This window comes from Geodermatophilus sp. DSM 45219 (genome assembly GCF_900104025.1).
In the GTDB taxonomy this organism is placed as follows: Bacteria; Actinomycetota; Actinomycetes; order Mycobacteriales; family Geodermatophilaceae; genus Geodermatophilus.
The window spans coordinates 855,132-865,437 of sequence record NZ_FNIQ01000002.1 but is presented as its reverse complement, the minus strand read 5'-3'; the positions used below and the strand labels follow the sequence as shown (position 1 = coordinate 865,437).

At 76.0% G+C, this 10,306-nt stretch carries 14 protein-coding genes; 5 read left to right on the top strand and 9 right to left on the bottom strand.

The features are described 5' to 3' along the window. A partial coding sequence (locus tag BLR12_RS09095; RefSeq protein WP_143018743.1) for an HNH endonuclease signature motif containing protein occupies positions 1-661 on the top strand: 661 nt, incomplete at its 5' end. Positions 662-680: 19 nt separating this feature from the next. Here the strand turns inward: BLR12_RS09095 and BLR12_RS09090 are convergent. After that, complete coding sequence (locus BLR12_RS09090) at positions 681-1,115, bottom strand: hypothetical protein (RefSeq protein WP_091376407.1); 435 nt, start codon at positions 1,113-1,115, stop codon at positions 681-683. A 98-nt stretch (positions 1,116-1,213) separates the two neighbouring features. Next, entirely contained in the window at positions 1,214-1,486 is a 273-nt protein-coding gene (locus BLR12_RS09085; RefSeq protein WP_091376404.1) for a YciI family protein, read from the bottom strand. A 186-nt stretch (positions 1,487-1,672) separates the two neighbouring features. Between BLR12_RS09085 and BLR12_RS09080 the strand changes: the two genes are divergently transcribed. Further along, positions 1,673-2,044 carry a hypothetical protein gene (locus BLR12_RS09080; protein ID WP_091376402.1) on the top strand — a complete coding sequence of 124 codons (372 nt, stop codon included), beginning with the start codon at positions 1,673-1,675 and terminating at the stop codon, positions 2,042-2,044. A gap of 6 nt (positions 2,045-2,050) precedes the next feature. On the opposite strand, the gene BLR12_RS09075 is transcribed toward BLR12_RS09080, so the two are convergent. Then, a complete protein-coding gene (locus BLR12_RS09075; protein WP_091376399.1) occupies positions 2,051-2,473 on the bottom strand; it encodes a hypothetical protein in 423 nt (140 codons plus the stop codon). A gap of 137 nt (positions 2,474-2,610) precedes the next feature. Here BLR12_RS09075 and BLR12_RS09070 point away from each other — a divergent pair, with 137 nt between their 5' ends. Next, the gene (locus BLR12_RS09070; protein WP_091376396.1) at positions 2,611-3,258 is read left to right on the top strand and encodes a trimeric intracellular cation channel family protein; all 648 of its coding nucleotides are present in this window, start codon (positions 2,611-2,613) and stop codon (positions 3,256-3,258) included. On the opposite strand, the gene BLR12_RS09065 is transcribed toward BLR12_RS09070, so the two are convergent. After that, entirely contained in the window at positions 3,216-4,538 is a 1,323-nt protein-coding gene (locus BLR12_RS09065) for an amidohydrolase (RefSeq protein WP_091376391.1), read from the bottom strand. The two genes, BLR12_RS09070 and BLR12_RS09065, sit on opposite strands and share 43 nt — an antisense overlap. A 55-nt stretch (positions 4,539-4,593) precedes the next feature. Continuing rightward, entirely contained in the window at positions 4,594-4,776 is a 183-nt protein-coding gene (locus BLR12_RS09060; RefSeq protein WP_091376388.1) for a PspC domain-containing protein, read from the bottom strand. 149 nt (positions 4,777-4,925) lie between these two features. Here BLR12_RS09060 and BLR12_RS25520 point away from each other — a divergent pair, with 149 nt between their 5' ends. After that, positions 4,926-6,572, top strand: a complete 1,647-nt coding sequence (locus BLR12_RS25520; protein WP_304440645.1) for a phospholipase D family protein — start codon at positions 4,926-4,928, stop codon at positions 6,570-6,572. A 103-nt stretch (positions 6,573-6,675) separates the two neighbouring features. Here BLR12_RS25520 and BLR12_RS09050 read toward each other — a convergent pair whose 3' ends face one another. Then, complete coding sequence (locus BLR12_RS09050; protein WP_143018742.1) at positions 6,676-7,044, bottom strand: hypothetical protein; 369 nt, start codon at positions 7,042-7,044, stop codon at positions 6,676-6,678. 283 nt (positions 7,045-7,327) lie between these two features. Here BLR12_RS09050 and BLR12_RS09045 point away from each other — a divergent pair, with 283 nt between their 5' ends. Next, complete coding sequence (locus BLR12_RS09045; protein WP_091376378.1) at positions 7,328-8,251, top strand: universal stress protein; 924 nt, start codon at positions 7,328-7,330, stop codon at positions 8,249-8,251. Positions 8,252-8,325: 74 nt separating this feature from the next. Here the strand turns inward: BLR12_RS09045 and BLR12_RS09040 are convergent, their stop codons facing one another. The 3 genes from BLR12_RS09040 to BLR12_RS09030 are packed head-to-tail and all read right to left on the bottom strand — an operon-like array spanning position 8,326 to position 10,281. After that, positions 8,326-9,555 (bottom strand): PucR family transcriptional regulator, encoded by a 1,230-nt coding sequence (locus BLR12_RS09040; RefSeq protein WP_255363383.1) that lies wholly within the window; start codon positions 9,553-9,555, stop codon positions 8,326-8,328. 10 nt (positions 9,556-9,565) lie between these two features. Further along, positions 9,566-9,838: a hypothetical protein gene (locus BLR12_RS09035; protein WP_143018741.1), complete on the bottom strand. Its 273-nt coding sequence runs from the start codon at positions 9,836-9,838 to the stop codon at positions 9,566-9,568. After that, positions 9,835-10,281 carry an STAS domain-containing protein gene (locus tag BLR12_RS09030; protein WP_176832419.1) on the bottom strand — a complete coding sequence of 149 codons (447 nt, stop codon included), beginning with the start codon at positions 10,279-10,281 and terminating at the stop codon, positions 9,835-9,837. The genes BLR12_RS09035 and BLR12_RS09030 overlap by 4 nt, the downstream gene beginning before the upstream one ends. Positions 10,282-10,306: the final 25 nt, after the last annotated feature.

The window sequence follows — 10,306 nt, the reverse complement described above, 5'->3', positions numbered from 1 at the left end:
CGGCCGGTTCGACCTGGACGCCGTGGGCGGGGAGCGGCTGCAGACCGCGCTGGAGGCGGTGGTGCAGGCCGGCCGGGCCGCCGGGGACGAGCGCAGCCGGTTCCAGCAGCTCGCCGATGCGCTGGTACAGCTGTGCGACACCGCCCTGGCCGCCGGCCGGCTGCCGGTGCTACGCGGGCACAAGCCGCAGGTCATCGTGAAGATCGACGCCGAGGACCTGTTCGGGCCCGGCACCCACCCCGGCGCGGGCGAGATGGGGTTCGGCGCGGCCATCTCCGCCGCCCGGGCCCGCTGGCTGGCCTGCGACGGGGCGGTCACCCGGATCGTGATGGGGCCGGAGGGGATGCCGCTGGACCACGGCCGCACCCTGCGCCTGGTGCCCCCGCACCTGCGCCGGGCCGCGGAGGTCCGCGACGGCGGCTGCGTGTTCACCGGCTGCGGGGCGCCGACCTCCTGGTGCGACGTGCACCACCTGCTCGCCTGGATCGACGGCGGCGAGACGTCGCTGGAGAACTCCGCGCTGCTGTGCGAACGGCACCACACGAAGGTGCACCACGGCTTCCGCGTCGAGCGGCGACCCGACGGCCGATGGCGCACCTGGCGACCCGACGGCACCGAGATCCGCACCGGCCCGCGGCCCTGGCTCGACGCCGCGGCCTGAGGTGGAGTACGCCCGGGGCTCAGAGCAGCCGGCCGGGCTCCTCGGGGAACGGGCGGCCGCGTGCCGGGACGGCGTAGTCGCCACCGGGCGCCGGGTCCCGCGAGGGGACGGCGTGGTCCCTGGTCGCGGAGTGCCACGACGACGGGCCGGCCGGCAGCGCGAGTGGCTCGGGCCGCCACGAGGACACGGTGATCGTCGCTGGTTCCTCCCAGGACTCCGCGTCGAGCCGGGCCCGCTCCTCGCGCCACGCCACCATCGCGCGTCGCCAGCGGTGTCCGTAGACGTCCATGCCGACGAGCAGGGCGATGCCGACGGCCACGGTGAGACAGGCGTTCGCCGCCGCCGTGGCGACGTCCAGAGCGGTGAGCCGCAGCCAGCCGACCGCCGCGAACTGGGCGGCCATGACCTCGACGACGACGTAGAGCACGCCGTACACCAGGATCGAGACCCGCACCGTGCACCTCCTCCGCCGTGGACCGATGCGTCCTCAACGGCAGGTCGGACACCGGGGCGACGGGTGCGCGGCCGGCGGTCACCCGTCCGGGTGACGGCTCAGGGCTGCAGCACCTCGTTCCACGGACGCACGGCCCAGCTGGCGACGACGCCGTTCAGCACGAACGGGTCGCCGGCGATGAACTCCTCGGCCGCCTCGCGGGTGGTGAACACCCCCATCGCCTCGCCGTTCATCGGCTCGTCGAAGGTGCCGACCATGAGCAGGTCCCCGCGTCGTGCGAACTCCTCGACGCGCGCCGAGTGGGCCGGGTAGTTGTGTTGGGCGAGGGGGAGGAAGTCCTCGACCGCGCGGTAGGTCATCACGTACTTCATGGCGGCGCATCCTGGCGCGACGAGGGGACGAGCGGCGCGGCCGGTGCGCGGTCACCGCGGAGGAGCGGCGACAGGGCAGCGGCGACAGGACAGCGGCGACAGGACAGCGTGCGGACGGGTGACAGCGCCCTGCCGATCCGGGCACGGCTGCGCTGGGGTGCCGAACCGGACCCGTGACGGGACCTGGTGCGGCGTCACGGGCTGTCGGCCGGGGAGGCGTCGCGGATCGCCACCGACGTCCCGCGCGGCCGCCGGATGGCCGAGCCGCGGTTGCGGCGGGCCGCGGTCGACTGGGCCCGCGAGCTCCTCCGGCGGGAGCAGGTACGGCTGCCGCGCGACCCCCGGACCCGCCGGGTGGTCGTGGTCGTCCTCGTCCTGTGGGTGACCACCGCGCTCTGCCTGCTCGCCTTCCGGATCGCCTCCGGCCGGGGCGTAGACGTCACCTGGGTCACCGTGGCCTTCTGGTTCGCCGTGGGCGTGTGGGTCGTGCGCCGCCGCCGCAACCTGCGCCGCGCCGTCGAGCTCAACGACGAGCCCGTTTCCCCCGACGGCAGCTGAGCCGGGTCAGCTGGAACCGTGGCAGACCCACCGGCGCAGGATCCCGAGCTGTTCGCTGTTGTGGTCCCGCACGGACTGGAGCACACCTCCGGTCGTACCGAAGCAGGAGAGCGGCGTCCACCGGCGCCGGCCGGTCGCGTCCTGCCAGCGCAGCGCCGGGAAGTCCGTGACCTCGGTGACGGCCACCCGCGGCACCGCCCGGCTGAGGAGGAGGCCCTGCACGAGGGCGGTCCCGTCCCGGCACGTCAGCCCCATCCGGAGCGCACGGACGGCGACGAGCACCCCGAGGACCACGAGCGCAGGGGCGAGGGTCGCGGCGAGCCACGGAGGCACGGCCTCGTCCTGCCAGACCTCGACCCCGGTCCCCGCGGGGACCAGTCCGAGCAGCGCATGTGCGACACGCGCGCGCAGCAGGGCCCTCAGCTCCACCGCGCGAGTACACCAGCACGCGGGGCACCGGTGACCGCGCGACACCGGGTCACGCGCGCCCGGTCCGCAGCGGCTCCGTCGGCGCGGCTCCGGACCGCCGTGCCCGGCGCGGTCCACCCCGGGGAACACTGCGCACCGTGCCCCTGGAAGCGACGCTGCTGCTCGTCCTGGACCTGGTCGGGACCTTCGCCTTCGCCCTGAACGGCGCCCTGACCGCGCTGCGCACGGCGCGTCTGGACATCGTCGGGGTGGTCACCCTCGGCATGATCACCGCGCTCGGTGGCGGCACCATCCGCGACGTCCTGCTCGACAGCCTGCCCCCGGCCACCTTCGTCGACTGGCGCTACCTGGCCGTGGCCGCCGGCGGTGGCCTCGTCGCCTTCGTCTTCGGCCGTCACCTGGAGAGGCTGAACACGCCGATCACCGTGCTGGACGCCGCCGGGCTGAGCCTGTTCGCGGTCACCGGCGCCAGCAAGGCCATCGTCCTCGGCTTCGGCCCGGCGCAGGCGGTCATCGTCGGCGGCATCACCGCCGTCGGCGGCGGCACGTTGCGTGACGTGATGATCCGCCGCATCCCGTTCGTCCTCACCAGCGAGCTCTACGCCATCCCGGCATTCATCGGCGCCACCGCGCTCGTCGTCCTCAGCCGGTTGGAGGTGGGCGTCACGGCGGCCGCGATCACCGGCGCAGCCCTCTGCTTCGCCATCCGCATGCTGGGCGTGCGGTTCGGCCTCAACGCGCCCTATCCGCTGGCGCCCCCGGCGCCGACCCCGGACGACGAGTGACCGGCGCCGTCCGGGTGTCCGGCCGCCAGCCAGGCGAGTGCGGCGACCACCAGCGCCTGCGTCCCGGTGTCCAGCGTCGGCTGCACGACCGGCGCGAAGTCGGCCGAGTGGTTGACCGGGACGTCCTGGGAGACCCGGCCGGCCTGCGCCGCCTCCTCGTAGCGGCCCGGATCGATGCCGCCGATGAACCAGTAGGTGTAGGGCACGCCCAGCGCGACGGGGATGTCGCTGAAGTCCTCGCTGGCCGACTGCTGCCCCACCGGACCGGCACGGTCGCCGAAGAACTCGCCGAACGCCGAGGCCACCCGGTCGGTGGCGGCGGCGTCGTTGTCGGTCAGCGGGAACCGGTCGAACAGCTCGAACTCCGGCTCCCGCGGGCAGTTCGATGCCGCGCACTCGGCGCGGACGATCCGCTGGATCGCGTCGAGCACCGTGGTGCGGGTCGCGTCGGTGTAGGTGCGGACGTTGAGCTGCAGCACCGCCTCGCCGGGGATCACGTTGCTCGTCGTGCCGGCCCGGATGCTGCCCACCGTGAGCACCGCCGTCTCCCCGGGCGGCACCTCGCGGGAGACGACGGTCTGCAGCCGGACCACGACCATCGCGGCCAGCACCACCGGGTCGACCGCGGCGTGCGGCATCGAGCCGTGGGCACCGCGCCCGTACAGGGTGATCCGCATGCTGTCCGCCGCGGACAGCGCCGGGCCGGGACGGGTGCCGACCCGACCCGCGGGCAGCGGCATCACGTGCTGGGCCAGCGCCACCTGTGGTGTGGGGACCAGCTCGCGGAGCCCGCCCTCGACCATCCCCCGGGCCCCGTCGCCGGTCTCCTCGGCGGGTTGGCAGACCAGGACCACGCTCCCGCTCCAGTGCTCCCTGCCGTCGGCGAGCAACTGCGCGGCGCCGGCCAGGCAGGCCACGTGCACGTCGTGCCCGCAGGCGTGCATCACCGGCACCTCGTTGCCGTCCGCGTCGGGAGCGGTCACCGCGCTGGCGTAGGGCAGCCCGGTCGCCTCGCGCACCGGCAGCGCGTCCATGTCCGCCCGCAGCAGCACCACCGGGCCCTCGCCGTTGCGCAGCAGCCCGACCACGCCGGTGCCGCCGACCCCCTCGTGGACGTCGTAGCCGGCTGCCCGCAGCCGGTGGGCGACCAGCCCCGCCGTCCGGTGCTCCTGGTGGGACAGCTCCGGGTGCCGGTGGAGTTCCCGGTACAGCTGCTCCTGCCAGGTCCGCGTGCCCTCCAGGCCGGCCAGGACCGACCCGACGGCCGGGCTCGGTGCCATGGCCTGCTCCCTCCGGACGACGGACGTCCCCCACGACCCGCGGCGGGCCGGGGGCTCACGGCTCCTTGGGGATGACGATCCAGAGCGCGATGTAGACGATCTCGCCGACACCGAAGAGGCCGAACAGCACGAAACCCACGCGCACGAGCGCGCGGGAGATGCCGAACCGGTTGGCCAGCGCCGCACAGACACCGGCGATCACCCGCTGCGAGCGGGGGCGGACCAGTCTCGCTGCCATGCGGTCGTCCTACCCGCGCGCGGACCGGGCCAACGTCGCGGGCGGATCCCGATCGGTGGGGCGTCGCCTCTCCGACCCGCCGCCGGGGTATGCGCCCGGCCATGTGCCCACGGGACACCGGCCGCCGCAGGGACCAGTACCTCGCCAGGGTGCGAGCCGCGACGCTGCCACGACGGGAGCCGCGCTGGACCGGGGGGCTGCGGGGAGGGGGACACCCGTGGCTGCTGACCGACGAGCAGCGCGGCAACGACGCCGCCGGGGTGCCCGCGTGGAGCGGGGGGAACGACGTCCGCGCCCTCGTCGACGGCCGCGCGTACCTCCCGGCGCTCGCGCAGGCGCTGGCGGGGGCGGGCCCGGACGACGCGGTCCTGTTCGCCGGCTGGCGGGCCGACCCCGACGAGCTGCTGGACGACGGGGGACCCTCGATCGGGGCAGCGCTGGCCGGCGCGGCGACTCGCGGTGCGGTGGTGCGGGGACTGCTGTGGCGTTCCCACTCCGAGCTGCTCGGCTACTCCCACCGGGCCAACCGCGACCTCGCCCGTGCCGTGACCGCGGCCGGCGGGCAGGTCCTGCTCGATCACAGGGTGCGGGCGATGGGCAGCCACCACCAGAAGTTCGTCGTCCGCACCGGCCTGGACGGCGGCGGTGGACCCGGCGGCGCGGTGGCCTTCGTCGGCGGCATCGACACCGCCCGCGGCCGGCGGGACGGCGGCGCGCACCCCGGCGACCGGCAGACCCGGCCGTTCTCCGCGGTGTACGGCCCGACGCCGGCCTGGCACGACGTCCAGCTGCGACTGCGGGGGCCGGCGGTCCGCGACGTGGAGGCGGTGTTCCGGCAGCGGTGGGCGGACCCGGCCCGGCTGACCCGGTGGCCGTGGCACACGGTCCCGGACCGGATCGGCGGTCTGCCCCGTGCCGCCCGCCCGCTCCCGGCCACGGCGCCACCTCCGGCACCCGCCGGCACCTGCGCCGTCCAGCTGCTGTGCAGCTACCCGCGACGGCGTCCGGCGTACCCGTTCGCCCCGCGCGGGGAGCGCAGCGTGGCCCGGGGGTACGCCAAGGCGCTGGCCCGCGCCTGCCGGCTGGTGTACGTGGAGGACCAGTACCTGTGGTCGCCGGACGTCGCGCGGATCTTCGCCGCCGCCCTGCGCCGCGCACCGGAGCTGCGGCTGATCGCCGTCGTCCCGCGGTACGTCGACCGGGAGGGGCGGTTCGACTTCGCCGCCTCGCTGCTCGGGCAGAACTCGGCCTGGCGGACGGTCGTGGAGGCCGGCGGGGACCGGGTGCACCTGTTCGACCTGGAGAACGGCGCGGCCCGCCCGGTCTACGTGCACGCCAAGGTCTGCGTCGTCGACGACGTGTGGGCGGCGGTCGGCAGCGCCAACCTCAACCGGCGGTCCTGGACGCACGACTCCGAGCTCACCGCGGCCGTGCTCGACGAGCAGCTGGACGGCCGGGAGCCGGTCGACCCGGGCGGGCTGGGGGACGGCGCCCGGGCGTTCGCCCGGGAGCTGCGGCTGGCCCTGATGCGCGAGCACCTGGACCGCGCCGAGGGCGAGGACGCCGACCTGCTCGACCCGGACCGCGCCGGGCCGGCGATGCGCCGGGCCGCCGAGGAGCTGGACGCCTGGCACGCCGCCGGGGGCGTCGGACCACGCCCGCGCGGACGCCTGCGATCCCATCCCCGGCGCACGGGCGGCGGGACGCTGCGGCGGTGGCTGACCACCCCGGTCTACGACCTGGCCTACGACCCCGACGGCCGTCCGTGGCCGATGCGCCTGGGCCGCAGGTTCTGACCGACGCACCAGGAGACCGTGCGGAGCGGGCGGCGGTGGCCCGACCGGCGCGGGTCCGCAGGCGCTCCGGCGGTGCTGCGGTGGGGTGGGGTCGGCCGACCGGTCAGATCCAGCGCTTCTCGGTCGTGAAGCGCCCGAAGTACACGAGGTGGTGCCCGCCGGCCGCCCGCAGCCCCTCGGCGACCTGCTCCTTGCGGTCCTCACCGCGGACGGGGACGTAGAGGACGTGCCCGCCGTCCCGGAGGGCCTGGTCGTGGACGTCCAGCGTGTCGTTCTCCGCGGAGGTCCACTGCAGCAACCGCAGCAGACGCGCCCTGAGTCCGTGTCCCTCCCCGCGGCGGTCGAGCAGGGCCGCTCCCTCCCGCCCACTGAGCACGTGCACCGTGGACAGGTCGATGCCGGTCCTGCCCAGCTGCTGCAGTGCCCCGTCCACCGCGGCGTCGTCGTCGAGGACCGCGACGAGTCGCTGCATCGGATAGCGGTAGGACATCGGTTCGTTCCGGTGCGGCTGATCGCTCACGGATCGTTCCCTCCACGCGGTCGTGCGACGAACCCGCCGGGTGTGCCGTCCAGTGTCGCCTCCACCGGTGTCCGGCAGTGGAGACCGTCGCGTCGTGGGTCACCGGCCTCGCGGGCCCGGCTTGCTCGACCGCTCCGTGGGGGTCCCGGTCGGAGATCGGGCCGCCGGGTGGGTAGGGGTCCGGTCAGCGGGACCGCGGATCGCGGACCGGAGGCACCTGCGGAGGGCAGCATCCATGGACGACGGAGCGACGACCACCGGAGTCGTGGTGGGACTGGACGGTTCGGCCGGTGCGCGCACCGCGCTGGCCTGGGGCCTGCAGGAGGCGCGGCTGCGCGGGGGCGCGGTGCGGCCGGTCACCGTCTGGTCGGCGGAGCGGCCGCCGCACGACCACGACGCGGGGATCGGGCAGCCGGACCTCGCCGACGTCGAGCGCGACGTGCTATCGAGGATGGGCGAGGAGGCCGCCGAGGTCGCGGCGGCCACGGGGTGCGAGGCCGTCCCGGTGCACCCGGAGGTGCGGTACGGGCAGCCGGCCCAGCAGCTGATCGACACCGCCGGGGCCGACGGGCTGCTGGTGGTTGGCTCCCGCGGCCGGGGCAGCCTGCGTGGTGCGGTCCTGGGTTCGGTCAGCCAGCAGTGCGCCCAGTACGCCCGGGGGCCGGTCGTCGTCGTCCGTGAGGACGACTCGACGCACGGCGCCGTGCTGTGGCAGCAACCCGGCAGCCGGGTGGTGGTCGGGGTCGACGGCTCGGCCGGCTCGGTGGCCGCGCTCCGGTTCGCCCAGGCGGAGGCCCGGCTGCGCGGCGGCGAGCTGCACGTGGTGCACGCCTGGATGGACACGGTGTCCGGTTACGGCGGTCCGCCGTGGGCGCGGCCGGTCACCACCCTGCGCGAGCAGGCCGACGAGGTCCTCCGGGAGAGCGTGCAGGAGGCGTGGCGGAACGGGGCCCCGGGTGTCCAGGTCCGCGCGGAGACCGTCGAGGGCGTCGACTGGGACGTGCTGACCCAGGTGGCCGAGGCGGCCGACCTGCTCGTGGTCGGGTCGCGCGGCCGGACCGGCTGGTCGAGCCTGCTGCTGGGCTCGGTCGGCCTGCGCTGCCTCACCTACGCCCCGTGCCCCGTGGCCGTGGTCCGCCCGCCCCGGGCCGAGGGGTGAATGGAGTTACGTCGACCGCGTCGTCCCCCTGCTCCGCGGGAGCCGGGCCGGAGCGCGCCACGGTCACCGTGCCGTCACGGTTCGGTCGGCAGGGGAGTGGCCGGCCACTCGAGCAGGCGCGCGCCCAGCACGGCCGCGTTGAGCGCGAACCGCTGATCGGGTCTCGAGACGCTGTGGCCGGTCAGCTGCGCCACCCGGGACAGGCGGTAGGTCACCGTGCGGACCGAGACGTGCAACCGCCGGGCGGCTCCGGTGGCGACGTCCCCCGCACGGAAGTACGCGTCCAGGGTGTCGAGCAGCACCCCGGCACCACCGCGGGCCCGGTCCAGCGGTCCCAGCACGTCGCGGACGAGGTCGACGATCGCCGCCTGGTCGCGACCCAGCACCCGGTACACGAGGAGGTCGCGGGCGTCGACGACGGCGGCGTCCAGGTCCAGCCGGCCGGCGATCGCCAGGGCCTCGCGCGCCTCCTCGTAGGAGCGGGCGACCCCGTACGCGCCCGGGAACGCGCGGCCGGCCGCCACGCGCCAGCGCTCGCCCGGTCTCAGCCGCTCGAGTTCCTGGTGGACGACGGCGCCGACGTCGGCGGACCGTCTCGAGGACGGAGCCACGGCCGGCGTCCCCGGGACGACGACCACCACGCGCCCGTCCTTGGTCGCGACCAGCACGTCACGATCACCGAACCCGTGGACGACGGCCCGTTCCAGCAGGGTGGCGGCCCGGTCGATCGCGCCTGCGCCGTCCCGGAGGTCGGCGAGGGCGACGTGGTGGGGCTTGCCCAGGTCGATGCCGAACGGCTCGGCTCGTTCCACCATCCGCGAGACGTCGGCGTCCCCCCGGAGCAGGTCGTCGACGAACTCGCGGCGCAGTGCCTCCTCGTGCCGGATCATCTCCCGCCGCTCCGACTGGTGGCCGTCGACGAGCACCCCCACCGCGTCGTCCAGGACGCGGAGGACCGCCTCGGCGGCGTGGCGCACCGTCTCCGGGTCGTTCGACCGCACGACCACGGGCAGCTCCCGCCACAGGCGCCACGCCGCGGACAGGTAGAGGTCGACGGCCCGCCGTGCGGCGACGCCCTGTGCGGCCGCCTGCCGCCCCAGCTCCTGGACCGCCTCGAGCTCCCAGGTCTCCGGACGGCGGCCGTTGATGGCCGCGTCGGCCAGCATCGGCAGGTACTCGCCGAGCAGGTCGACCGGCGCCCGGCTGGCGGCGGCCGCGGTCCTGGCCACCGACTCCAGCCAGAGGTCGGTCTCCGGGGGGCTCGCGGCGGGGCCGGCTGCTGCACCTCTCCGGCTGCGTGTCACGTCCCCTCCCTCACCCCGTCCGGATCGCCGTGTGGTCGGCCGCCGTCGCCGGCCACCGGCAGTGCCAGCGTGCACCGCCGTCGGTGGTGGGGGCACCGTGGTGCTGGTCGTCTCCGGGGTGCCGGCCGGGCGACGAGACCACCAGCATGCTCAGCACCCGCCGCGGCGACCTGCGGCCGGGCGGGGGCGGCGTGCCGGAGCTGGCCGAGGCCGGGCGCTCCCGCAACCGGTGGGCCGCGGCCTGCGGGCGCATCCGCAGCGGCGGCCGGCTGCCTCCGCTCACCGGCACGGTCGTCTCCGACCTCGCCGCGCGCTCTGCCGCGCACCGTTGCGGGACGGCGCCGCCGACGGGAGGACGCGACTCCCGGCCGGCGCGGCACCCGCCGACCCGGGGAGGAGGTCGTCGAGCCCGCAGGCCCGGAGCGGGCGCAGCACGCGGCCCTGGGCGTCGGGTACGACCGCCAGCCGCGCTCCCCGCAGCCGGCACCGTCGCCGTGCCCGGGCCAGCACGGGGATGCCGGCGGCGGCCAGGGAGGTCACCCGCCGCATGTCGACCGTCAGCGTGGCGAGTCCGCTCCGGCGGGTCTGGGTGGCCAGGCACGCGTCGAGCAGGGGAGCCGTGTGCGCGTCGACCGCGCCCTCCACCTCGACCACGACGTGACCCGGCCCGGCGGGCGGGAGTGCCGTGACGGTCAGCAACCGGGTGCGGGCGGGGGCGTGCAGCACGGGGGACTCCTCGGGAGGGTGGCGG

Coding starts and splice junctions, on each gene's coding strand:
- BLR12_RS09050 (WP_143018742.1), bottom strand. CDS start 7,044: ATGCAGCGACTCGTCGCGGTCCTCGACGACGACGCCGCGGTGGACGGG.
- BLR12_RS09085 (WP_091376404.1), bottom strand. CDS start 1,486: ATGAAGTACGTGATGACCTACCGCGCGGTCGAGGACTTCCTCCCCCTC.
- BLR12_RS09045 (WP_091376378.1), top strand. CDS start 7,328: ATGGACGACGGAGCGACGACCACCGGAGTCGTGGTGGGACTGGACGGT.
- BLR12_RS09060 (WP_091376388.1), bottom strand. CDS start 4,776: ATGGCAGCGAGACTGGTCCGCCCCCGCTCGCAGCGGGTGATCGCCGGT.
- BLR12_RS09065 (WP_091376391.1), bottom strand. CDS start 4,538: ATGGCACCGAGCCCGGCCGTCGGGTCGGTCCTGGCCGGCCTGGAGGGC.